The 23,028-nt window shown below is 62.9% G+C and carries 19 protein-coding genes; 5 read left to right on the top strand and 14 right to left on the bottom strand.

The window, feature by feature from the left end; genetic code table 11:
- Positions 1-272 precede the first annotated feature (272 nt).
- Both AC0JZ4_RS08625 and AC0JZ4_RS08620 read left to right on the top strand, forming a co-directional pair.
- Complete coding sequence (locus AC0JZ4_RS08625) at positions 273-1,655, top strand: aminotransferase family protein (protein WP_471885970.1); 1,383 nt, start codon at positions 273-275, stop codon at positions 1,653-1,655.
- An 84-nt stretch (positions 1,656-1,739) separates the two neighbouring features.
- Positions 1,740-2,720, top strand: a complete 981-nt coding sequence (locus AC0JZ4_RS08620; protein ID WP_471885969.1) for an agmatinase — start codon at positions 1,740-1,742, stop codon at positions 2,718-2,720.
- 15 nt (positions 2,721-2,735) lie between these two features.
- On the opposite strand, the gene AC0JZ4_RS08615 is transcribed toward AC0JZ4_RS08620, so the two are convergent.
- Positions 2,736-3,131, bottom strand: coding sequence for a response regulator (locus tag AC0JZ4_RS08615; protein ID WP_471885968.1), 396 nt, complete (start codon positions 3,129-3,131; stop codon positions 2,736-2,738).
- 273 nt (positions 3,132-3,404) lie between these two features.
- Here AC0JZ4_RS08615 and AC0JZ4_RS08610 point away from each other — a divergent pair, with 273 nt between their 5' ends.
- The gene (locus AC0JZ4_RS08610; protein ID WP_471885967.1) at positions 3,405-3,701 is read left to right on the top strand and encodes a UBP-type zinc finger domain-containing protein; all 297 of its coding nucleotides are present in this window, start codon (positions 3,405-3,407) and stop codon (positions 3,699-3,701) included.
- 16 nt (positions 3,702-3,717) lie between these two features.
- On the opposite strand, the gene AC0JZ4_RS08605 is transcribed toward AC0JZ4_RS08610, so the two are convergent.
- From AC0JZ4_RS08605 to AC0JZ4_RS08580, 6 genes are all read right to left on the bottom strand, one after another.
- Entirely contained in the window at positions 3,718-5,364 is a 1,647-nt protein-coding gene (locus AC0JZ4_RS08605; protein WP_471885966.1) for an FAD-dependent oxidoreductase, read from the bottom strand.
- 88 nt (positions 5,365-5,452) lie between these two features.
- Positions 5,453-5,971 (bottom strand): Dps family protein, encoded by a 519-nt coding sequence (locus AC0JZ4_RS08600; protein ID WP_471885965.1) that lies wholly within the window; start codon positions 5,969-5,971, stop codon positions 5,453-5,455.
- Between the two features lie 43 nt (positions 5,972-6,014).
- Positions 6,015-6,230, bottom strand: coding sequence for a hypothetical protein (locus AC0JZ4_RS08595; RefSeq protein WP_471885964.1), 216 nt, complete (start codon positions 6,228-6,230; stop codon positions 6,015-6,017).
- Between the two features lie 94 nt (positions 6,231-6,324).
- Positions 6,325-6,564 (bottom strand): hypothetical protein, encoded by a 240-nt coding sequence (locus AC0JZ4_RS08590; protein WP_471885963.1) that lies wholly within the window; start codon positions 6,562-6,564, stop codon positions 6,325-6,327.
- Positions 6,565-6,686: 122 nt separating this feature from the next.
- Positions 6,687-7,460, bottom strand: coding sequence for an ethanolamine ammonia-lyase subunit EutC (gene eutC / locus AC0JZ4_RS08585; protein WP_471887842.1), 774 nt, complete (start codon positions 7,458-7,460; stop codon positions 6,687-6,689).
- A 31-nt stretch (positions 7,461-7,491) separates the two neighbouring features.
- Positions 7,492-8,883, bottom strand: coding sequence for an ethanolamine ammonia-lyase subunit EutB (locus AC0JZ4_RS08580; RefSeq protein ID WP_471885962.1), 1,392 nt, complete (start codon positions 8,881-8,883; stop codon positions 7,492-7,494).
- A 177-nt stretch (positions 8,884-9,060) separates the two neighbouring features.
- Between AC0JZ4_RS08580 and AC0JZ4_RS08575 the strand changes: the two genes are divergently transcribed.
- A complete protein-coding gene (locus AC0JZ4_RS08575) occupies positions 9,061-9,861 on the top strand; it encodes a potassium channel family protein (RefSeq protein ID WP_471885961.1) in 801 nt (266 codons plus the stop codon).
- Positions 9,862-9,901: 40 nt separating this feature from the next.
- Here the strand turns inward: AC0JZ4_RS08575 and AC0JZ4_RS08570 are convergent, their stop codons facing one another.
- A complete protein-coding gene (locus tag AC0JZ4_RS08570) occupies positions 9,902-10,735 on the bottom strand; it encodes a metallophosphoesterase family protein (protein ID WP_471885960.1) in 834 nt (277 codons plus the stop codon).
- 234 nt (positions 10,736-10,969) lie between these two features.
- On the opposite strand from AC0JZ4_RS08570, the gene AC0JZ4_RS08565 reads away from it, so the two are divergent.
- The gene (locus AC0JZ4_RS08565; RefSeq protein WP_471885959.1) at positions 10,970-13,531 is read left to right on the top strand and encodes a GcvT family protein; all 2,562 of its coding nucleotides are present in this window, start codon (positions 10,970-10,972) and stop codon (positions 13,529-13,531) included.
- Between the two features lie 86 nt (positions 13,532-13,617).
- On the opposite strand, the gene AC0JZ4_RS08560 is transcribed toward AC0JZ4_RS08565, so the two are convergent.
- The 6 genes from AC0JZ4_RS08560 to adh form a co-directional block, all read right to left on the bottom strand.
- Positions 13,618-15,009 carry an FAD/NAD(P)-binding protein gene (locus tag AC0JZ4_RS08560; protein ID WP_471885958.1) on the bottom strand — a complete coding sequence of 464 codons (1,392 nt, stop codon included), beginning with the start codon at positions 15,007-15,009 and terminating at the stop codon, positions 13,618-13,620.
- Between the two features lie 190 nt (positions 15,010-15,199).
- On the bottom strand, positions 15,200-17,629 hold the full coding sequence (locus AC0JZ4_RS08555) for a membrane-bound PQQ-dependent dehydrogenase, glucose/quinate/shikimate family (protein WP_471885957.1): 2,430 nt from the start codon (positions 17,627-17,629) through the stop codon (positions 15,200-15,202).
- Between the two features lie 408 nt (positions 17,630-18,037).
- Positions 18,038-18,307, bottom strand: coding sequence for a hypothetical protein (locus AC0JZ4_RS08550; RefSeq protein ID WP_471885956.1), 270 nt, complete (start codon positions 18,305-18,307; stop codon positions 18,038-18,040).
- The gene (locus AC0JZ4_RS08545; protein WP_471885955.1) at positions 18,304-20,598 is read right to left on the bottom strand and encodes an FdhF/YdeP family oxidoreductase; all 2,295 of its coding nucleotides are present in this window, start codon (positions 20,596-20,598) and stop codon (positions 18,304-18,306) included. The genes AC0JZ4_RS08550 and AC0JZ4_RS08545 overlap by 4 nt, the downstream gene beginning before the upstream one ends.
- An 81-nt stretch (positions 20,599-20,679) precedes the next feature.
- Complete coding sequence (locus tag AC0JZ4_RS08540) at positions 20,680-21,063, bottom strand: DUF779 domain-containing protein (RefSeq protein ID WP_471885954.1); 384 nt, start codon at positions 21,061-21,063, stop codon at positions 20,680-20,682.
- 326 nt (positions 21,064-21,389) lie between these two features.
- A complete protein-coding gene (adh, locus tag AC0JZ4_RS08535) occupies positions 21,390-22,898 on the bottom strand; it encodes an aldehyde dehydrogenase (protein WP_471885953.1) in 1,509 nt (502 codons plus the stop codon).
- Between the last annotated feature and the right edge of the window lie 130 nt (positions 22,899-23,028).

Here is a 23,028-nt window from a genome sequence, read left to right as displayed (position 1 = left end):
CTCCCAAAAACTCCCAAGATCCTGTATTCCTAGGGGAATTACAGTGAAATCGGAAGCCGTTTGGCGCTTGCGCAGTACGTCGCGGCAATAAAATTTCGGTGTGCCTCGCTGGTCTCGCGATCCGCGCCCATGTCGGCATCGATTTCAGCGCGAAGGCCGCGCAAATCCTTTGACATCATGGGCGAAGGGCTCTTTCATGAGCCGCAAGGCGCGTCGCCGGTGTTTTGAGGAAAGAATGTCTGCGGCGCGGAAAGACAAGAAAGAGGAACATCATGAACGTCGCGTCCCGCCCCAACGACATCCAGGCCGTCATCGAAGCCGACCGCGCCCATGTCTGGCACCATCTCTCGCAACACAAACAGTATGAGAGCGTCGACCCGAAGATCTATGTCGAGGGCAAGGGCACGCGTGTGTGGGATGCGACCGGCAAGGAATATCTGGATGCCGTCGCGGGCGCGGTCTGGACCGTCAATGTCGGCTATGGCCGCACGTCGATTGCCGATGCGGTGCGCGACCAGCTGGTAAAACTCAACTATTTTGCCGGCGCCGCCGGTAACGTGCCTGCCGCACTCTATGCCGAAAAGCTGATCGAGAAGATGCCGGGCATGACCCGCGTCTATTATTCGAACTCCGGCTCGGAGGCGAACGAGAAGGTGTTCAAGATGGTGCGCCAGATCGCGCACCGCAAACACAATGGCGGCAAATACAAGATCCTCTACCGCGACCGCGACTATCACGGCACGACGCTCGGCACGCTCGCCGCCGCCGGCCAGAAGGAGCGCCGCGAACAATACGGCCCGATGCCGGAAGGTTTCGTCGAGGTGCCGCATTGCCTCGAATATCGCAGCCAGTGGGGTGACGTCGAAGATTACGGCCTGCGCGCCGCCAACGCGATCGAGGACGTGATCCTGCGCGAGGGGCCGGAAACCGTCGGCCTCCTGTGCCTCGAGCCGGTCACCGCCGGCGGCGGCGTCATCGTGCCGCCCAAGGGCTATTGGGAACGCGTGCAGGAAATCTGCCGCAAATACGACGTGCTGCTGCATATCGACGAAGTCGTCTGCGGCATGGGCCGCACCGGCAAGTGGTTCGGCTACCAGCATTACGGCATCGAGCCGGATTTCGTCACCATGGCCAAGGGCGTCGCCTCCGGTTATGCGGCGATCTCCTGCACCGTGACGACCGAAAAGGTCTTCGAGATGTTCAAGGACGACCCGAGCGATCCGATGTCCTATTTCCGCGACATCTCCACCTTCGGCGGCTGCACCTCCGGCCCGGCTGCGGCTTTGGAAAACATGCGGATCATCGAGGACGAGGGCCTGCTCGAAAACACGCTGAAAATGGGCGAGCGGCTGATGAACAATCTGCGCGAATTGCAGAGCCGCCATCAGGTGATCGGCGATGTGCGCGGCCTTGGCCTGTTCTGCGGCGCGGAACTGGTCATGGACCGCGCGACCAAGGAACCGGCGCCGGAAAAGATGGTTCAGGCCGTCACCGCCGATTGCCTGGCGCAGGGCGTCATCATCGGCGCCACCAACCGCTCGGTTCCCGGCCTCAACAACACGTTGTGCTTCAGCCCGCCGCTGATCATCAACGCCGCCGAAATCGACCAGATCACCGGTGCCATCGACAAGGCGCTGACCAAGGTGTTCGGCTGATCATCGCCGACATGCGGGCCGACAGTTCAGCGCGGCCCGCATCGATCCGAACACGATGAGCGGCAGTGCCGCCGGGGAACTTCCATGACCAATTCCGACTTCCGCCCCATCTCGGGCGTCGACCTGCCGCGCTTTGCCGGTATCGCAACCTTCATGCGCCTGCCGCATATTCCGCTCGATGACGCGCGGCTGAGCCAGGTCGATATCGGCCTGATCGGGGTGCCGTGGGATGGCGGCACCACCAACCGCCCCGGCCCGCGCCATGCACCGCGCCAGTTGCGCGATCTCTCCAGCATGGTCAGACACGAGAATGCCGCGACCCGCATCAGGCCCTACGATCTGGCAAACTGCGCGGATCTGGGCGATGTCGGGCCGAACCCGGCCGATGTCGAGGATTCGATGCGCCGCATCACCGCCTTCTACGACAAGGTGCGACAAGCCGGCATCCTGCCGCTGACGGCCGGCGGCGACCACCTGTCGTCGCTGCCGATCCTGCGCTCGCTGGCCCGAGACCGGCCGCTCGGCATGATCCATTTCGACAGCCATACCGACCTCTTCCATTCCTATTTCGGCGGCTTCAAATACACCCACGGAACGCCCTTCCGCCGTGCCGTTGAGGAAGGCCTGCTCGATCCGAAACGCGTCTGCATGATCGGTATCCGTGGCCCGGCCTATGATTTCGAGGACCGTGACTTTGCCGATGCGGTCGGCATCCGCGTCATTCCGATCGAGGAATTCCACGCCCGCGGCGTCGATGATGTCATGGTGGAAGCACGGGAAATCGCCGGATCGGCCGAGACCTATGTCAGCTACGATATCGATTTCATCGACCCCGCCTTCGCGCCCGGCACCGGTACGCCGGAAATCGGCGGGCCGAACAGCTTTCAGGCGCTGCAGGTGGTGCGCGCCCTGCGCGGCATCAACATCGTTGGTGCCGACATGGTGGAAGTGTCGCCGCCCTTCGACCCGAGCGGCGCAACGGCTTTCCTCGGCATCACCGTGATGTTCGAACTGCTGTGCGTGCTTGCCGAGATCGTCGGCAAGCGGGGTGAAACGCCAGCGTGAGCGGCAGATTGCTTGTCAGGCGCTTGTCATGCTGGCCTGGTTGAGCAGGCCGGTAATGGCGGCGATCAGTTGCGCCGGAACGAATGGTTTCTGGATGAGGACGCTGTTCGGCACCCCATGCGAGGTCCATTCGGCGGCGCTGTCGGCGGTGACATAGACGACCGGCACCGCCGGCAGGCGCTCGCGCGCATACTGACCGACCCTCCAGCCATTGGCACCCTTGCCGAGCCTGATATCGGTGATCACCCCGTCAAACCGTGCCTCGTCCTTGTCGAGTGCGGCGAAAGCCTGCTCGGCAGTCGAGACCGAGGTAACCGCAAATCCGTTTTCCGTCAGAAGATCTTCCGCGTCGAGGCGCAGAAGGTGGTCGTCCTCGACCAGCAGCAAGTGTACCGATAGTTCGTCCGTCATAGCCCGTCCTGTCGGATGCGGCGCATTTTCGCTGCCGTCACCCAGTTTGCCGGCACCGGGGATACCCCTGCCAGCCCGTCCGCACCTCTAACGCAATCCCCAGGGACTGGTTCCCCATTTTGGCGCAATCCTCTGCGATGATTAGCGGCTGTGATACATTCGCATCGCTACCTGCTTCAAATCGGCACATGACGCGCAAATCTGCCCCGCGACACGCCGATGGGACCGCCGTTCGCGGGGTTGTATCGGCGCCAACAGAGGACGTGATTGCCCATGTGTACCCATCACAGCTTCATCAGGAAGGTCGATCCGAAGACGCGCGGATGCGAGGAATGCCTGCAACAGGACATGACGTGGGTGCATCTGCGGCTCTGCCGCGAATGCGGCCATGTCGGCTGCTGCGACGAGTCCGAAGGCAAACACGCGACGGCGCATTTCCGCCAGACGCGCCACCCGATCATCGAAGGCTACGATCCGCCGGAAGGCTGGGGCTGGTGCTATATCGACGACGAATTCGTCGACCTGCCGGACCAGACACCGCAAGTCGGGCCGATCCCGCGCTATATCTGAAACCGGCGCGGCAAGATCAGGCGGTTGCCGCCAGATACTGATGGATCGCGGCGATCACCACCGACCCCTCCCCGACGGCCGAGGCCACCCGTTTTACCGAGCCGGCACGCACGTCGCCGACGGCGAACACGCCCGGCTTGCTGGCCGCGTAGGGATGCCGTGTCATGTCGTCCGAGGAAAGGCCGGTGCAGATGAAGCCGCTGCGGTCGAGTTCCAGGCAACCGTCCAGCCAGTCCGTATTCGGCTCCGCGCCGATCATCACGAACAGGTTGGAAGCCTTGCAGCGGAATTCCTCGCCCGTGACGCGATCGGCCCAGCCGACCTCTTCCAGCGCTTCATCGCCCCCCAGTTCCTTGACCTCGCAGCCTTCGCAAAGCGTGATATGCGGCGAACTCTTGATCCGCTGCACCAGATAGTCGGACATCGTGTCCGAGATCCGGCTGCGCACCAGCATATGCACGTGACCGGCCGTGCGGGACAGGAACACCGCCGCCTGGCCGGCCGAATTGCCGCCGCCGACGATGACGACCTGCTGGCCGGAGCAGATCTGCCCTTCCATCGCGGTCGCCGCATACTGGATGCCGCGCCCCTCGAATTTCGCATAATGCGCAACATCGAGCTTGCGGTAACGGGCGCCGGTGGCAATCACCACCGTCCTCGTCCTCACCGTCCGATCGTCGCTCAGGCCGATCACATAGGGCTGGCCGGTGCAATCGAGCGATGCCGCGCTGCGCGACACGCACAGCCGCGCGCCGAATTTCTGCGCCTGAATATGCGCCCTGCCGGCCAGCGCCAGGCCGGAAATTCCGGTCGGGAAGCCGAGATAGTTCTCGATCTTCGACGAGGTTCCCGCCTGCCCACCGGGCGCCATCGTTTCGACGACGAGCGTTTTCAACCCTTCCGAGGCGGCATAGACTGCCGAGGCAAGCCCGGCAGGCCCCGCCCCGAGCACGACGACGTCGTAAAGCACCTCGTCTTCCGGCGGCTCGAACAGGCCGAGTTCGTCGGCCAGGAACTCGTTGCTCGGGCGTTTTAGAACCCCGTGGTCGGGCGTGATCAGCGCCGGCAGGTCCGACGGGTTCAGGGCGAACCGCCGCATCACATCCGGCGCCTGCTCCTCGTGCACGTCCATGATCGTGACCGGATAGAGATTGCGCACGAGAAACCGCTGTACCGCCAGCAGCGCCCCGCTTTCCCGCGCGCCGATCAGGATGCCGCCGCCGGTCGCATGGCGAACGAAGCCCGCACGCCGCAGGATATAGGAGCGGATGATCGTCTCGCCGATATCCGGTTCGCCGGTGATCAGCGCCCGGAACCGTTCGTGGCAGATGCGGATCACCCGCGAACCCGAAAGGCACAGGCCGGACAGAAGAATGCTGCGGTGGTTGAACATGTTCTGCTCACCGCTGAACTGGCCTTTGCCGTAGCTGTAGAGAAAATGGCGGCCGGTCAGCGGGTCGTCCGCAAACATCTGCAACTCGCCTTGAAGCACCAGCAGAAAATCGATCGAGTGTTCACCCCGACGAAACACGTAGGTGTCCTCGACTATCGTTTCCTCCGCGCCATAGGGGCGGATGCGCTCGATCATCTCGTCGGTCAGGGATGGAAAGGTTTGCGCCGGACGGATCCACGGATCGGTGGGATCAAGCGGAAGATCGGGCATCGGCAACTCCCCCATAGCGCCAACAGGCGCGTGTCGATGGACCGGATGAAGGCGCGGCATCCACCGACGGATGCCGCGCCCAAAAACCTCAATTGTTGGTGTCGCGCAGCGTCTCGAACAGGAACCACGCCCGCTTTTCGCTCTCATCGATCCAGTTTTCGAGCAGGCTGGCGGTGCCGACGTCATTGTGTTCGTCGCAGACATCGTGGAGCGCGCGCATGCTGGCGATCAAAGCGCCGGTATCGTCACGCAGTTCCGCCAGCATTTCATGCGGATGGACGAAATCCGCATCATTGTCCTCGATCCGCTGCTTACGGGAAATATCGCCGATCGAGCGCAGCGTGTTGCCGCCGATCTTGCGCACACGCTCGGCGAGCGGATCCGTCATGGCAAGCAGTTCGTCGCCGTGATCGTCGAGTAGCAGATGGTAATCGCGAAAATGCGAGCCGGACATGTGCCAGTGGAAATTCTTGGTCTTGAGATAGAGCGCGAAGACATCGGCGAGCAGCGCATTGGCGCCGCCGGAAATGTCCTTGACCGCCTCGGCACCAAGGCCGCTCGGCGTCTTGAGTGCGGCCGAGCGCCGCGATTTGACAGATTGTTCCATGATCTTGATCCTTCCTTGAGAATGGATTGGGACGGCGATGCGTTCAGGCGGTTCGGAAGGAACCGGGCGGGTCGCTGGCGGGAAATGTCTCGCGCAGCGCCTCGTCGACATCGTCGTCACTCTCGATATGCCCGGCCTCGGGCGCGACTGGCACGACCGTCGGGGTGGCCAAGCCGGCAACATATAGGTCCACCGGCTCGGGCAGGCTTTCGAGACCGTCGCGCAGAGTGTCGTCGGCATCCTGACGTTTCTTCGTCATGCTGATCTCCCCAACTGCCCGGCAGTCGATGAATGCTGCCCGCAGGTCCAGGCAGGCTCCACCCATCCAGGCTCTTGCATTAAAGCCCTTTTATTCAGGCCGGCATGTCCCGCCCCGCATATGCAACAATGAAATCGCCATGCATCTGTTCCAGCAGCAACGGAAACATAGGAGCCGTTTCCTGCCGCCGCTTCGAAAAGCCCGTCGTCTTCACCGTTTGCGGTGTTCGGCCGGCAGGGTTTAAGCCGTCGACACCAAGCACATTCTCTGCCTGAGAGGAGGCTTTCGCAAGGAAAATATTGCAATCATGGATGGCACCGAGCGCCGAATTCAACGCTGTGAACCTGGTATTCCCGCAGCCGTGACACAGGCCCGTTAAACCTCATCGCCGGCCTCCCGATAGGCCGGAGTGGCAAGGTTTGCGGGAACCGTATCGGCACACCGCCGTCCATCCCCTCAGACAGGCGATGGCGGCAGCTTGGCAAGCGCCGCCTTCAAGGCGACGCCGCTGACGCCGGTCCTTGTCATGTCTGCGGCGAGCGCCGCGATGACGGCCGCAGCCTCACCGACCGGCAGGCCACCGTCGCGAATATTGGAAACGCAATTGCGTCCGGAATCCGGATTTCCCGGCTTCGGGCCGAAGGTGATATAGGCTCCGAGACTGTCGGCCGCCGACAGGCCCGGACGCTCGCCGACCAGAACCACCGTCAACCTTGCCCCCAGCGCCTCACCCACCGGATCCCCCAGCGCGACCCGCGCCTGCCGCGCCAGAACGACCGGTGCGACGGTGAGGCCAAGGCCCGAAAGCTTCGGCACCAAAGCCTCGATCAGCGGCACGGCATTGAGATCGACGGCACTCGACGACAGCCCGTCGGCAACCACGATCGCCACGTCATGATTGGCGCCCTCGCGAACGCTCGAAAGCGCTTCGGCCGAGGCCGGCGACAACAGCCGCCCGAGATCCGGCCGGCGTACATAGATGCCGCGATCCTCCGCCATGCTGGCCACATGCACGACCGAAAGCCCCGCCGCGACCAGCCGCGCGTCCAGCGCAGCATGATCGACGCTGGTCCACACCGCCTCGCGGGCGCGGGCATGATCGAGCAGGAAGGAAAGCTGCGCCCTGGTCGGCAGGCCGCTGCCATGGCGACCGAGCGAAACACGCGCATCGGTCAGGAGGCGCAGATCGAGCGTTTGCCCGTTCTCGGTCTCCTGCGGCTTGGTCTGCATTGGGTCGCTGGGTTCGATCACCTTGGCCATGTCACGCCCCGATCAGGTTGCTGTTGCGCATATAGCTCGACAGTGCCGCCGGCTCGCCGACAAGTGCGCCATCGCGATCGGTCAGCCCGATATCCCTGAGCCACGCCTCGAACTCCGGCGCCGGCGGCCTCTTCAGCGTCTCGCGGCACCAGACGGCGTCGTGATGCGAGAGCGACTGGTAGTTCAGCATGATATCGTCGGCGCCGGGAACGGTGATGACGAAGTTGACATTGGCCGCGCAGAGCAGTGTCAGCAGCGTATCCATGTCCTCCTGGTCGGCATCGGCATGGTTGGTGTAGCAGACGTCGACGCCCATCGGCAGGCCCAAGAGCTTGCCGCAGAAATGGTCCTCGATACCGGCGCGAATGATCTGTTTGCCGTTGAACAGGTATTCCGGTCCGATGAATCCGACGACGGTGTTGACGAGCAGCGGATCGAACTCGCGGGCGACGGCATAGGCGCGCGCCTCCATCGTCTGCTGGTCGACGCCGAAATGCGCGTCGGCGGAAAGCGCCGCCCCCTGGCCCGTCTCGAAATACATGACGTTTGACCCCGGCATGCCGCGGTTCAGCGACCGCCCCGCCTCATGCGCTTCCTTCAACAGCGCCAGATCGACGCCGAAGCCGCGATTGGCCTTTTCCGATCCGGCCACCGACTGGAAGACGAGATCGACCGGAGCACCCTTCGCAATCGCCTGGATCGCCGTCGTCACATGACCGAGACAGCAGGTCTGGGTCGGGATGCCGAGCTTTTCGCGCAGTTCGTCGAGCAGCGAGACGATGCGGATATAGTCGTCGGTCGCATCGGTCGCCGGGTTGACGCCGATCACGGCATCGCCGGACCCCATCAGCAGGCCGTCGATGGCCGAGGCGATGATGCCGCGGCTGTCGTCAGTCGGGTGGTTTGGCTGGTTCCGGGTGGAAAGCCTACCGGCCAGCCCGATCGTGTTGCGGAAGCGGGTGACGACCTGGCGCTTGGCCGAGACGGCGATCATGTCCTGCAGCCGCATGATCTTCGACACCGCCGCCACCATCTCCGGCGTCAGCCCCCAGGTGATCTCCTCCAGCCGGTCATGGGTGGTCTCGGGCTTCAACAGCCACTCGCGAAACTCGCCCACCGTCAGCGACGAGATGGCGGAGAAGGCGGCCGGATCATGCCGAGCGGCAATCAATCGGGAGACCTCGTCATCGTCGGACGGGATCACTTCCTCGGCCAGAAACGCCTTGAGCGGCAGGTCGGCCAGCGCCATCTGCGCCGCCAGCCGCTCCACCGGACCTTCCGCCGCAATCCCCGCCAGCTGATCGCCGGAGCGCTCCGGCGTCGCCTTGGCGAGCAGGTCCTTCAGGTCGGTAAAGCGGAATACGGTCTGCTCGATCGTCGTCGAAAATGTCATGCAGGATCAACCGTTGAAAAGGTTAGCCTTGTCCCTCCCGCGCGGCCCGCCGCCACCCACAGCCTGCCGCACACGCGATTAAGCACGAGAAGCGACGCCCATTTCAAGTTCAATATTGGCGCCACGCCGCAATCTGGCGATGCTTGACCTATGCCGCAGGTCCAATATCTACCGCTCATGGATTCTCAAGACACTTCCAAGACCTCACCTTTCGACCTCGCGGCCCTGCGCGACACGGTCCGCCGCATTGCCAGAGGCCGCGACAACTGGGCGCTTGGATGGCAGGCGCTGCTTGCCTTCGTCGATCTCTGCATCCTCGCCTTCTTCCTTCTCGGGCCGTATCTGCGCGACGGGCCGAGCTATCTGATCATCGACTACATGATCGCGGTCTGGGTGGCGGCGGAACTGGCGGCACGATCGCTGGCCGCCCCGTCGCTCGGCAAATTCCTCAGGATGCCGCTGACCTGGATCGATCTTGTCATCCTGGCAACGCTTCTGTTTCCACAGACGTTGTTCAACTTCGCCTTTTTGCGCGTCATGCGCCTGTGGGCGATCGGCAGGAGCCCGCTTCTGAAAGAGATCATGCGACGCTTCGGCTGCCTGCATCTCGAAGATGTCACCCGCGCCTGCCTCAATTTCATCGTCTTCCTGTTCATGGTGACGGGCTTCGTCTACACGAGCTTCTTCTACGACCGCCCCGGCGGCGAAGGCTTTGTCGATGCGCTCTATTTCACGGTGGCGACGATCACCACGACAGGCTTCGGCGACATCACCCTTCCCGGCACGCTCGGCAAGCTGACCTCGGTCGTGACGATGATCATCGGCATTTCGCTTTTCGTCCGGCTGGCGCAGGCGATCATCCGGCCGCCCAAGGTGCGCTTCGCCTGCCCCGAATGCGGCCTCCAAAGGCACGATACCGATGCCGTCCACTGCAAGGCCTGCGGCCACCTGCTGAACATTCCCGACGAAGGACACTGACGGATGGAAAAATGGCCCCGACGGGGCCATTTGAGGATGGTTACTGGGCGGCAACCCGTGCCTTGGGTGCCGATTCCGGATAGACTTCCTCGATCACGTCGTCGATGTAATGGGCCGTCATGCCCGGCACCGCGACGATCTCGCTCGTCACCTCGTCCCCGAACTCGTGCACGACGGCGCCGATCAGGCGCTCGCCCGGCATTTCGCGCTCCAGCGTATCGATGATGAAGGCCGCCGACGGCCCCCAGACGATCGAGGTGTTTTCGAACTTGCCTTTCCACGCCCAGTGCAGGTGACCGCTGGCGAAAAGCGGCACGTCATGCGCGGCCATCAGGTCATAGAGGCGCTTGCGCTGCTTCGGCCGGAAACCCCAGTAGCCGGTATCGCCCTCATGCGGTTCATCGACGAACAGCGGCTTGTGCGAGAACAGCGCCAGCCGGCGCCCGTTGCGCTCATCGAATGCGGTCCGCAACCATTCGAACTGCGCCTCTTCTTCCTCGTCCTCGTGACCGAGAAGAAGCGCATTGAGCCCAACGAAGCGCCAGCCGTTCGCATCCTCGATGAACCGGTCGCCACCGGTCAGATCCCGCCAGCGCGTCAGGCGCTCGGCATTGACCGGCTGGTGCGAACCCGGCAGATGGCCGACATCGTGGTTGCCGGGAATGATCAGCATCGGGGTGGAGACCTGACGCATCAGGTCCATGCAGAAGGTGATGTCTTCGGCCTTGTCGGCGCCGTCAATGGTCAGATCGCCGGTATGGATGATGAGATCGGCCTTCTGATCTTCGATCCAGGTCAGGAGCGGCGCCCAATTGCCGTTGAAATGGCTCTTTTCCGGGCTGAAATGCGTATCGGTGATCTGGATGACTTTCATGGCATGCAACTCTTCTTTTTCGATGATGCCCTGATCGGCATCTGCGTTGCGGCCTCCTTAGTGCCCCTCCATGACAGTCAGGTAACAAGCCTGCCGTCCGAGTGCCTATTTGCGCATAAATGCGCGCCGTCGCTTGCCGCCGTCATGACGGATGATTGGCGTTGCGTGTCGTATATCGACTGGGCTGCGACAGGAACTGTCGCTAATCTCCCGCCCATAGTTCAGGAGACGGCAATGGCAGAATTTCCATCGAAGGCAAAAGTGGTCATCATCGGTCTGGGCGGCATCGTCGGTGCCTCCATCGCCCATCATCTGGTGGAGCGTGGCTGGGATGATATCGTCGGCATCGACAAGTCCGGCATCCCGACCGATATCGGCTCGACCGCCCATGCCTCGGATTTCTGCTACACGACCAGCCACGATTACCTGTCGGTCTGGACCACCCAGTATTCGATCGACTTCTACGAGAAGATGGGCCACTACGCCCGCATCGGCGGCCTGGAAGTCGCCCGCACCGGCGACGACAGCTGGATGGAGGAGATCAAGCGCAAGCTGACGTCTGCGAAGGCCTTCGGCACCCGCGCCCATTACGTTTCCCCGGCCGAGATCAAGAAGCTCTTCCCGCTGATCGAGGAGGATCAGGTGCAGGGCGGCATGTTCGATCCCGATGCCGGCCTCGTCATTCCCCGCAGCCAGACCGTGGCGGGCAAGCTGGTCGACGCCGCAGAAAAGGCCGGCAAGCTGAAGATCTACGGCAATACGCCGGCGACCTCGCTGATCGTCGAGGGTGGCCGCATCAAGGGTGTCGTTACTCATCGCGGCACGATCATGGCCGATCACGTCATCGTCTGCGCCGGCATCTGGGGCCGCCTCATCGCCGAGATGGTGGGCGAGGACCTGCCGGTGATGCCGGTCGATCACCCGCTGACCTTTTTCGGGCCCTATAACGAGTTCGCCGGCACCGGCAAGGAGATCGGCTATCCGCTGCTGCGCGACCAGGGCAATTCCGCCTATATGCGCGACACCGGCGACCCGAACACCACCGAAGGCGGCCAGATCGAGTGGGGCTATTACGAGACCGACAACCCGCGCCTCTGCCACCCGCGCGACATCTTGGAAAAACATGAGGCCCGCCTGTCACCATCGCAGCGCGACCTCGACATGGAACAGATCCTGACGCCGCTCGAGCGTGCGATGGAGCTGACCCCGATCCTCGGCGAACTCGGCTATAACGAGGGCCATTCGTTCAATGGCCTGCTGCAGGTCTCCGCCGCCGGCGGCCCCTCCTGCGGCGAGAGCCAGAAGGTCCGAGGGCTTTGGTACTGTGTCGCCATCTGGGTCAAGGACGGCCCGGCCTATGGCAAGCTGATCGCCGACTGGATGACCGATGGCCGAACCGAAATCGACCACAACTCGATCGACTATGCCCGTTTCTACCCCCACCAGCTGACGGAAGAGTTTATCGAGGGCCGCACCTATGAGGCCGCACAGAAGATCTACTTCCCCGCCGTCCACCCGCGCGAACCCTATGCGACCGGTCGCGGCGCCAAGCGCTCTCCCTTCCACGAGCGCGAGAAGGAACTCGGCGGTTACTTCATGGAACTCGGCGGCTGGGAACGGGCGCATGGCTATGCCGCCAACGAGCATCTCCTGGAAAAATACGCAACCCAAGTTCCGGTACGCGAGAACGAATGGGACAACCGCCATTTCTGGCGCGTCTCCAATGCCGAACATCTGGCGATGAGCGAGGATTGCGGCATCGTCAATCTTTCGCACTTCCACATGGTCGATATCGAAGGCCCTGACCATGTCGAGCTATTGGAATGGCTGTGCGCAGCGAAAATCGGCGGTGACGCCAATATCGGCAAGGGCATTTACACCCACTTCCTCGACGACGAGGGCATGGTGCGCGCCGACTTCACCGTCTTCCGTTTGAATGACCGCTGCCGCCTGGTGAACGGTGCAGACGCCGGCCCGCGCGACTTCCACTACATGAAGCGCGTCGCCGAGGATCGCGGTCTCGACGTCACCATCACCGACGTTTCGGAAAAATTCGTCACCATCGGCATCTGGGGACCGAATGCCCGCGATACGCTGAAAAAGGTCGTTGCCGACCCGGCTGGCCTGGACATCGAGAATTTCGCCTTCGCCGCGATCAAGCCGATCGAGATCGCCGGCAAGCCGGTCACCGCCTTCCGCATTTCCTATGTCGGTGAGCAGGGCTGGGAACTGCATATGAAATACGAGGACGGCCTTGCCGTCTGGGATGCGCTGCGTGGCACCGGCGTGATGGCCTTCGGCGTCGAGACCTATGCAAACTCCCGCCGCATGGAGAAGTCGCTGCGTTTGCAGAACGGCGACCTTCTGACCCAGTACAATCTGATCGAGGCCGATCTGGCGCGCCCCAAGGTCAAGGAAGCCGATTTCCGTGGCAAGGCGAAGCATCTGGAATACAAGGCGCGCGAACACCAGCCGGCCATGCTCTGCACGCTGATCATGACCGACAACACCGATGCGCGTGGCGTCAAGCGTTACCCGGTCGGCTCCATGCCGGTCATCGACCCGGAGACAGGCACAACGCTGGTGGATGAACTCGGCCGCATTTCCTACACGACCTCGGTCGCCTATGGCCCGACGATCGGCAAGAACATCGCGCTCGCCTACCTGCCTCACGACTATGCCCAAGTCGGCCGCAAGCTGACGGTCAACTATTTCAACGAGGATTTCCCGGTGGAAGTGGCGGCCGTCGGCTACAAGCCGCTCTACGATCCGGAGAACCTGAAGCCGCGGACGTAAGGCAATTCGTATCCCTCATTCCTGTGACATACCGAGGGCGAAGCCCAAGGGCGCAGGAATGAGGGATACGAGGCCTGTCCGGCCGCTCAGGCGCTCTGCCGACGCGCCATCTCGACGCCGCCGGCCAGCCCGCCGGCAATCTCTTCCGCCACCTGTTTTGCCTGGTTGCGGATATCCGGTACGGCGGTGATCTCCCAGAACTGCCCTGCCGTCAGCGCCCCCACCGCATAAAGCCCTGCCCGCACATTTCCCTCCGGACAACAGATGCGCGACCGGGCATCGACGCTGACGCCGAGGCCGAGCTTGTCCATGCCGATCACCGATGTCTCGCGCATCTGCTGCAGAAGCGGCGAATGGGCGATGCCGGCGCGTTCCATGCCCGTGCAATTGACGATCCAGTCGACCAGAATTCGTGTCTCGTCGGCTGTGCCGCGTTTGCGGAAATGGATGCCGATCCGCCCATCCGTTTCGTCGATCTCGCGGATGAAGCCGGCATGTACGCGCACCGTGCCGTCATCGAGCAAGGGCTTGAGGCGCGACCAGACGGGCGGCGCCAGCCGGTGGCGGTGAATGTTCCACCAGGCAAGCGCATGGCGCATGAAGCGCGAGCGCTGGGCATCGTCAAGTTCCTGCCACAGATGCTGCGTGCGATGCCGCAACCCGTCCATCAGCCCGCGCCAGTCCGCACCTTCGCGCACCTGCGCCCGAAGGCCGGCAAGGATATCGCTGACCTGCCGGCTGTTCTGCGGCAGGCGTGGCGTCACCGGCTCCGGCTTGATCGTGCTGTGCGGGTGAGGAACCAGCCCCCGGCGCGAAATCACATGGATCCTGCCGCGATGGCCATGGGAGCGCAATGACAGGACCTGATCGATCATCGTCAGGCCGGAACCGAGAATGCAGACATCTTCATCGGGGCGGATCGACGAAAGCCAGCCGAGCCGCCAGGGGTTCTGCACGATCCGATGCTGCATCGCCTCCGGCACCAGGTCCGCGGCAATCGGCATGTCCGCATTACCGACGCCAAGACACAGCGCAACGTTTCTGGCGCGCAGTACCGTGTCGTTGTCGAGATGAAACTCGACATCCTCGAAACCCGGCATCATACAGGCGGTCGCCTTGGCTTTGATGAAATCGACCGCCACCCGGTCGTCACGACGGCGCATGAGGGACGCCAGCCGATCGCGCAGATAGAGGCCGTAGTCCCCGCGGGAGGCGAAGTAGTCGCCGGAAAGCTTGCGCCCCTTCGCCTTCAGCCAGTCGACGAAATCGTCGGGTTCGTCGGGATAGACGCTCATCCGGGCCGCCGGCACGTTTAGGCGATGCAGGTGGAATTCGCTGCGATAGGCCGTACCGCGACCAAAACCCGGATCGTCGCCGATGATGGCGATCGACCGCTCCGGCCCCAGCCGGCGCAGCAGATTGATGGTGAGCGCAATGGCCGAAAAACCGGAACCGACAACGGCGACGTCATAGATCAAGGGCCAACTCCTGTTCTAATCGGCAAACTGATCACCACGGATAGCGCCATTTACACTACCAAGTTAGTCGGGATTGGTTCGCTGTAAAGCCCAAAAGATTTCGGAGCACAGCGTTGCATCGGCCCAGAACGTGAAAAGGCCGCGGCACCATCAGTGCCGCGGCCTCGATTTCACATCGGATGCGAGCCGATCAGTTCGGCAGCGCGTAGGCGATCACGTAGTCGCCGCGATCAGGCGACTGGCGGGCGCCGCCGGCCGAGATGACGACATACTGCTTACCGGTCTTCGGTGACTTGTAGGTCATCGGAGTTCCCTGCGTGCCGACCGGCATGCGGGCCTTCCAGACTTCCTCGCCCGTCGCCGAATCGAAGGCGCGCAGATAGTAGTCCTGAGTGGCGGCGAAGAACACGAGGCCACCCTGGGTCGCAAGCGAACCGCCGATGGTCGGCATGCCGATCGGGATGGGCAGGCCCATCTTGATGCCGAACGGGCCGGTATCCTGCACCGTGCCGAGCGGCACCTGCCACTTGACCTGCTGCGTCGTCATGTCGATCGCCGTCAGCGAACCGAATGGCGGCTCCTGGCACGGAATGCCGAGCGCCGACAGGAAGCGGTTCTTGTTGACTGCGTAAGGCGTGCCCTTCATCGGAACGACGCCCATGCCGGTATTGACCGCTTCGCCACCGTTGGAAACGGCATTGGTCGGCGCGGCTTCCGCCATCTGAACCCAAAGACCAAGACGCATGTCGTTGAGGAAGATGGTGTTGGTCGTCGGATCGGTGGAAATGCCGCCCCAGTTCAGACCACCCAGAGAACCCGGGAAGTTGAGCGCCAGATCGGTGCCCGGCATGGTGAACACGCCGTCATAACGCATGCCCTTGAAGGCGATGCGGCACAGAAGCTGGTCGAACGGCGTAGCACCCCACATGTCGCTTTCGGTCAGCGTCTGAGCGCCGATCTGCGGCATGCCCACCGACATCGGCTGGGTCGGGGAATAACGCTCGCCCTGGATGTTGGCCGGCTTGACCGGAACCTCGTCCACCTGCGTCAGCGGCTGGCCGGTGGCGCGGTTAAGAACGAAGATCTGGCCGGCCTTGGTGCCGAATACGAGAGCCGGAACCGTCGTGCCACCCGCCTGCGGGAAATCGACGAAGGACGGCTGCATCGGCACGTCGAAGTCCTGCAGATCGTTGTGAACGGTCTGGTAGACCCACTTTTCACGGCCGGTGGTGGCGTCGAGCGCCAGCATCGAGGCGCCGTACTTGTGGTCGAGATCGCTGCGGGTCGCACCGTAAAGGTCGACCGACGGGCTGCCGACCGGCATGAACACGGTGTTGGAAGCCGGATCATAGGACATCGCTGCCCAGACGTTCGGCGTCGAACGCGTATAGGTCTGGCCTTCCGGCGGCAGGCCGGTGATCGCCGGGTTGCCCGGATCGAACGCCCAGCGCAGCTGGCCGGTGACGACGTCGAAGCCGCGCATCACGCCGCCCGGCATGTCGACCTGGACGTTGTCGGCGATACGGCCGCCGATAACGACGGTGGTGCCGGCAAGCGTCGGGGCAGACGTCAGCACGTAGCTCGGATCCGGCGCATCGCCGAGACCGACCTTGAGGTCGACACGACCATTGGTGCCGAAATCCGGGCAGAATGCGCCGGTATCGGCATCAAGCGCGATCAGCTGTGCCTCGATCGTGTTCATCAGGATACGACGCTGGCAAAGTGCGCCTTCGGCAACCGTCACCGCGGTAACCGGCGTCGAACCGTCAGTCGTCGGCTGAGCGAGCGGCTGCGTGGCATCGAAATAGGCGAGACCGCGGCAACGCATCCAGACGGACGACTTGGCGTTGATCTCGTTCTTCCAGATTTCCGCACCCGTATCGGCATCGATGGCGATGACGTTGTTATGCGGCGTGCAGACGAACACGCGGTCGCCGACCTGCAGCGGGGTCAGCTGATCTTCCGCGCCGTTGCCGCCGGGGCTGATCGGCGTGTCACCGGTGTTGTAGGTCCAGGCGACGGTCAGGTCCTTGACGTTGTCGCGGGTGATCTGGTCGAGCGCGGCGAAGCGCGAGCCGCCCGGCGTATTGCCGTAGGCTTCCCAGTTCTTCTGCTCGACAGCCGGATCGACCGGCGTAAGCGGTGCCGGCGTGCCGGAAAAGGCAACGGTCGGATGCGGCACGAACATGCCGGCAAAGCCGCCGGCCGAAGCAACCAGCAGCACGGCTGCGACGATGAAGGAGGGCACATAGGCGGGCGTGCGGCCGGCAGCCTTGCGCAGCAGCGGGAAGCTGAGCGCGATGACGGCGGCACCGACGCCGAAGGCGAGCAGACGCGAGACGAGCGGCCAGAAATCAAGACCGGCATCCCAGACGGCCCACAGCACGGTCAGGATGGTGACGAGACCGAAAAGCAGAGCGCCGGACGGCTTGCGCAGGATGACGAGCAGGCCTGCAACGACAATGGCGATGCCCGAAAGAAGGAAGTACCAGCTGCCACCGAGCGTGACGAGCTTGCCTCCGCCGACGGCGAAAAATAGGCCTGCAATAATGAGTACAGCACCGAGCACGAACAGCCAGATCTTGGCGATCGCGGACAGGGTGCCACGAGAGGTTTCCATAGGTATCTCTAGCTCCAATTGTGGATTCGACAGTGTCGACAGTCAAAGCCCAGGGCGGAGCCATCAGAAGCAGGAAAGATCGTCAAAAGCGTTTACCGTACTGCTGTCGAAGAAGCGCAGGCGGCGGGCCGATCATTCGTCGGCGGGTCGGGAGCGCCTCTATCGAGGACTTCGGACACCATCCGCGCCCTCCCCGACGCATGACAGCGGCAAACCTTACGGTCAGCGGATGCGGTATAGTGCCGCGTGTGACACAATGGCAAGCGGAAATGAACCGAATGCGCCGATCCGGCCGCTTTTCAGTTCGACAATGCTAATTTCCTCGCCGTTTCAGAGAGGTAAAGCCCACGACAGCGCGTCAGGATTGCAGACAATCGACCTTGACGGCCGCAGCGACATCCGGCGGGCTTACTCCAGAACGTAGAAAGTCCTCAACGTCCGCTCGTCGCGTCTGGTAATCTGCAGCGGGCTGCCAAGCTCCACGAGATCGGTCAGTTCGCGCAGGACGAGCGCATGCGCGACGCCGAAAATCCGGGCGAATGTGCGGGTATCGAGTGCGACGCCCTCCCTGGCGGCAACGATGAGTGCCGCCTGAAGCGAGCTCAGCCGCGGATCCTTGACCTGGAGTTCCGCGACCAGCGCAAGAAAGCGTTCGCTCTCGTCCGTCTCGTCGCTCACGCGGCCTCGCGCTTGCGGAAGGAGACCATCACCGATTTCGAGGTCGGCGTATCGCTTTCCGCACCGGCGCTGCCGAGCGGAACGAGCACGTTCAGTTCGGGATAGTAGCCGGCGATGCTGCCGCGCGGGATGTCGTAGGGCACGAAGCGGAAATCCTCGGCGATACGGGAAATGCCGTCATCGAAATCGCCGAGTACGTCGACGCGGTCGCCGGCCTCTGCACCGATCGCCTTGAGGTCTTCCGGGTGAATGAAGATCACCTGGCGCTCGCCGTAGACGCCGCGATAGCGGTCGTCGAGACCGTAGACCGTGGTGTTGTACTGGTCATGCGAGCGGAAAGTCTGCAGCGCATAACGGCCGTTGCCGCTGCGCGCCTGCTGGTGCACCGTCGCTTCCGGCAGCGGCACGGACGAGAAGGACGCCTTGCCCGCCGGCGTGATCCATTCGCGATGTGCAGCCGTGTTGCGCAGATGGAAGCCGCGCGGCTTGCGAACACGCGTGTTGAACTCGCTGAAGCCCGGAATGGTCGCCTCGATATGATCGCGGATCAGGTCGTAATCGTCCGCCAGCGCTGCCCAGCCGACGACGCCGTTGCCGACGGTGGCTTCCGCAATGCCGGCGATGATCGCCACTTCCGACAGAAGATGCGGCGAGGCCGGGCGGTTGATGCCGGCAGAGCCATGCACCATGCTCATCGAATCCTCGACGGTGACGAGCTGCGACACGCCCTTGGAGTTGAGGTCCATCTCGGTACGGCCGAGGCAGGGCAGGATGAAGGACACGTCGCCCGGCATTAGGTGCGAATGGTTGGGCTTGGTGGCGACATGCACCGTCAGCTTCATCTGGCGCAGCGCCTTCTCGACCAGCGGGCTGTCCGGCGTGGCGCGGGCGAAATTGCCGCCGAGACCGATGAAGACCTGCGCCGAACCGTCGAGCATCGCGCCGATGGCAGCAAGCACGTTATGGCCGTTGGCACGCGGCACGTTGAAGCCGAAATGTTTTTCGAGCGAATCGAGGAATGCGGCCGGCGGCTTTTCGTTGATGCCGACCGTGCGGTCGCCCTGCACGTTGGAGTGGCCGCGGACGGGGCAGAGACCTGCACCTTCCTTGCCGATATTGCCGCGCAGGAACATGAAGTTGGAGATTTCGCGGATCGTCGCGACCGAATGGATGTGCTGGGTGACGCCCATCGCCCAGGTGCAGATCACCTTGTCGGCGCGCATGTAGACCGCTGCCGCGCGCTCGATCTCGGCACGCGAAAGACCGGACTGGTCCTCGATCTCGTCCCAGGTCGTCGCATCGACTGCGGCGCGATACTCTGCAAAGCCTACCGAATGCTCTGCCAGGAACGCATGGTCCAGAACCGAAGGCTTGCCGGCCGCAACCGCTGCGTCTTCCGCCGCAAGCACGACCTTGGACATGCCACGCACGGCAGCCATGTCGCCGCCGAGGCGCGGCTGGTAATACTGGCTGGCGATCGCCGTCGAACCGGCATGCATCATCTCGACCTTGTCCTGCGGGTCGGAGAAGCGCTCGAGACCTTTTTCGCGGATCGGGTTGAAGACGACGATTTCGGCGCCGCGGATCGCTGCGCGACGCAGGTCGCCCAGCATGCGCGGGTGATTGGTGCCGGGGTTCTGGCCGATGACGAAGACCGCATCCGCCTTCTCGAAATCTTCCAGAAGCACGGTGCCCTTGCCGACGCCGATCGACTGGCGCAATGCCACGCCGCTCGCCTCGTGGCACATGTTCGAACAGTCGGGGAAATTGTTGGTGCCGTAGACGCGCACGAACAGCTGATAGAGATAGGCCGCTTCGTTGCTGGCGCGACCGGACGTGTAGAACTCCGCGCGATCAGGGCTGTCGAGACCCTTCAGGATGGAGCCGATCTCGGCGAATGCGTCCTCCCAGGCAACCGGCAGGTAGCGGTCGGAGGCAGCGTCATAGCGCATCGGCTGGGTCAGACGACCATTGCGCTCCAGTTCGTAATCACTCTGCTTGCGCAGGTCTGACACAGTATGGCTGGCGAAGAAATCGGCAGTGACGCGCTTCTCGGTCGCTTCCCAGGCGACGGCCTTGACGCCGTTCTCGCAGAATTCGAAAGAGGAACCGTGCGCGGGATCGCCCCATGCGCAGCCGGGACAATCGAAGCCGTTCGGCTGGTTTGCCTTCAACATGGTGCGGGCGCCGGAAATCGGCGCACCACTTTCAAGCAGCCGCTTGCCGCAGCTTTTCAACGCGCCCCAGCCGCCAGCGGCCGATGATTTCTTGCCAATAAATGATACGGTCATGGCACATGCTTATTGACGATCGTCAAAGCCGATCAAGCCGATTGTTTCAATGACTTGATAGATAGCAACTATCGATCGCCCCTATCGTTGGAGTTGCGGAATTGCACAGGCCTCGCCGCCGCCGAAAACCCGGGAGCGGGTGAGGAAACGCTTCTCCCGCCCGTTGTCGAGCGAGAACATGCCGCCGCGTCCCGGCACGACATCGATGATCAGCTGCGTATGCTTCCAGACCTCGAACTGACTGCCGCTGATATAGACGGGAACGCCGCCGATTTCGCCGAGCTTGACGTCGTGATCGCCGATGATGAAGTCATCGGCCGGATAGCACATGGGCGAAGACCCGTCGCAGCAGCCGCCGGACTGGTGGAAGAGAATTTCGGGATAGTCCTGCCGGATCTCGGCGATCAGATCGAGCGCCTTGTCGGTGGCGGTGACGCGCGGTTCGCCGTTGACGGTGGTGTCCATGATGTTCCTTTCGGGATGAGCGGGCCTTCGGGGGGGCCCCTTATCCACCTTGCCGGCACCTTCTCCCCGCGGGCGGGGCGAAGGAACCGTTTGCAAGCTCACCATTGATCGTTGACGTCGAGCGGAGCATGTCCCCTCCCTGCTTGCGAGGAGAGGGTGAGGAGCAGACACGGATCGTCGCCGCCGATGATCGAACCCGCAATTCGTCCTGCCGCGGCGAAAATGGTGACTTCCAGAACCGGAGCGGAATGGACGCGAGGTCCAAAGAACACCGGAAGCGCAGAAGACACCATTTGCAGCCCGGCAGGGCGAATTCAGGCGGATCCTCAGAAGAAGCCGAGCTTCTTCGGGCTGTAGCTGACCAGCATGTTCTTCGTCTGCTGGTAGTGATCGAGCATCATCTTGTGGGTCTCGCGCCCGATGCCCGACTGCTTGTAGCCGCCGAAGGCCGCATGCGCCGGATAGGCATGGTAGCAATTGGTCCATACGCGGCCGGCCTGGATTTCCCGACCGAAACGATAGGCGCGATTGCCGTCGCGGGTCCACACGCCGGCACCGAGACCGTAGAGCGTGTCGTTGGCGATGGCGAGCGCCTCGTCCTCGTCCTTGAACGTGGTGACCGAAACCACCGGCCCGAAAATCTCCTCCTGGAACACACGCATCTTGTTGTGGCCCTTGAAGATCGTCGGCTTGATGTAATAGCCGTTAGCCAGTTCTCCGCCGAGATCGTTGCGCGATCCGCCGGTCAGCACTTCGGCCCCTTCCTGTTTGCCGATGTCGAGATAGGAGAGGATCTTCTCCATCTGCTCGTTGGAGGCCTGCGCACCGATCATCGTCGCAGAATCCAGCGGGTTGCCCTGCACGATCGCCTCGACGCGCTTCACCGCCCGTTCCATGAACCGATCGTAAAGCGATTCATGCACCAGCGCGCGGCTCGGGCATGTGCAGACCTCGCCCTGGTTGAGCGCGAACATCGCAAAGCCTTCGAGCGCCTTGTCGAAGAAGTCGTCATCCTCGTTGCCGACATCGGCGAAGAAGATGTTCGGCGACTTGCCGCCGAGTTCCAGCGTCACCGGAATGAGGTTCTGGCTGGCATATTGCATGATCAGCCGGCCCGTCGTCGTCTCGCCGGTGAAGGCGATCTTGGCGATCCGGTTTGATGAGGCCAGCGGCTTGCCGGCTTCCAGGCCGAACCCGTTGACGATGTTCAGGACGCCCGGAGGAAGCAGATCGCCGATGATTTCCGCCCAGACCAGCAGCGATGCCGGTGTCTGCTCGGCCGGCTTTATGACGACGCAGTTGCCGGCGGCAAGCGCAGGCGCCAGCTTCCAGGCAGCCATCAGGATCGGAAAATTCCATGGAATGATCTGGCCGACGACGCCGAGTGGTTCATGGAAGTGGTAGGCAACGGTATCGTTGTCGATCTGGCCGATCGAGCCTTCCTGGGCGCGGATGCAGGAGGCGAAATAGCGGAAATGGTCGATCGCCAGCGGAATATCGGCCGCCATCGTCTCGCGGATAGGCTTGCCGTTGTCCCAGGTCTCGGCCTGGGCCAGCACTTCCAGCTTGTCTTCCATCCTTTGCGCGATCTTCATCAGGATGTTGGAGCGTTCGGCCGGTGCCGTACGACCCCATTTGTCCTTCGCCGCATGGGCGGCGTCGAGCGCGGCGTTGATGTCCTTCTCGTCCGAGCGCGGGATTTCGCAGATCTTGCCGCCGGTCACCGGCGTGATGTTGTCGAAATACTTGCCGGAAATCGGCTCGCGCCACTCGCCGCCGATATAGTTGCCGTATTTCAGCTTGAACGGCGATTCGACGATCTTCTGATGCAGCATGTCATCCTCCCTTGATGTGCGTGCGTCCCGGTTTGCGCACCGGTCTGCGGAAGAATGTGCTTCTGGCCGTTCCTGACGGAAAGCAGGCCGCGACCATATGGCGGCGCACACTGTCGCAACCCTGCGACAG

The sequence above is a fragment of the [Rhizobium] kunmingense genome (assembly GCF_977018605.1).
The sequence above is the reverse complement of the archived record's forward strand: the minus strand, read 5'-3'. Positions and strand labels throughout refer to the sequence as shown.

Bases quoted from the DNA above. Each gene is read 5' to 3' on its own strand.
- AC0JZ4_RS08625 (WP_471885970.1), top strand. From the start codon at position 273: ATGAACGTCGCGTCCCGCCCCAACGACATCCAGGCCGTCATCGAAGCC.
- AC0JZ4_RS08620 (WP_471885969.1), top strand. From the start codon at position 1,740: ATGACCAATTCCGACTTCCGCCCCATCTCGGGCGTCGACCTGCCGCGC.
- AC0JZ4_RS08615 (WP_471885968.1), bottom strand. From the start codon at position 3,131: ATGACGGACGAACTATCGGTACACTTGCTGCTGGTCGAGGACGACCAC.
- AC0JZ4_RS08610 (WP_471885967.1), top strand. From the start codon at position 3,405: ATGTGTACCCATCACAGCTTCATCAGGAAGGTCGATCCGAAGACGCGC.
- AC0JZ4_RS08605 (WP_471885966.1), bottom strand. From the start codon at position 5,364: ATGCCCGATCTTCCGCTTGATCCCACCGATCCGTGGATCCGTCCGGCG.
- AC0JZ4_RS08600 (WP_471885965.1), bottom strand. From the start codon at position 5,971: ATGGAACAATCTGTCAAATCGCGGCGCTCGGCCGCACTCAAGACGCCG.
- AC0JZ4_RS08595 (WP_471885964.1), bottom strand. From the start codon at position 6,230: ATGACGAAGAAACGTCAGGATGCCGACGACACTCTGCGCGACGGTCTC.
- eutC (WP_471887842.1), bottom strand. From the start codon at position 7,460: ATGCAGACCAAGCCGCAGGAGACCGAGAACGGGCAAACGCTCGATCTG.
- AC0JZ4_RS08580 (WP_471885962.1), bottom strand. From the start codon at position 8,883: ATGACATTTTCGACGACGATCGAGCAGACCGTATTCCGCTTTACCGAC.
- AC0JZ4_RS08575 (WP_471885961.1), top strand. From the start codon at position 9,061: ATGGATTCTCAAGACACTTCCAAGACCTCACCTTTCGACCTCGCGGCC.
- AC0JZ4_RS08570 (WP_471885960.1), bottom strand. From the start codon at position 10,735: ATGAAAGTCATCCAGATCACCGATACGCATTTCAGCCCGGAAAAGAGC.
- AC0JZ4_RS08565 (WP_471885959.1), top strand. From the start codon at position 10,970: ATGGCAGAATTTCCATCGAAGGCAAAAGTGGTCATCATCGGTCTGGGC.
- AC0JZ4_RS08555 (WP_471885957.1), bottom strand. From the start codon at position 17,629: ATGGAAACCTCTCGTGGCACCCTGTCCGCGATCGCCAAGATCTGGCTG.
- AC0JZ4_RS08545 (WP_471885955.1), bottom strand. From the start codon at position 20,598: ATGACCGTATCATTTATTGGCAAGAAATCATCGGCCGCTGGCGGCTGG.
- AC0JZ4_RS08540 (WP_471885954.1), bottom strand. From the start codon at position 21,063: ATGGACACCACCGTCAACGGCGAACCGCGCGTCACCGCCACCGACAAG.
- adh (WP_471885953.1), bottom strand. From the start codon at position 22,898: ATGCTGCATCAGAAGATCGTCGAATCGCCGTTCAAGCTGAAATACGGC.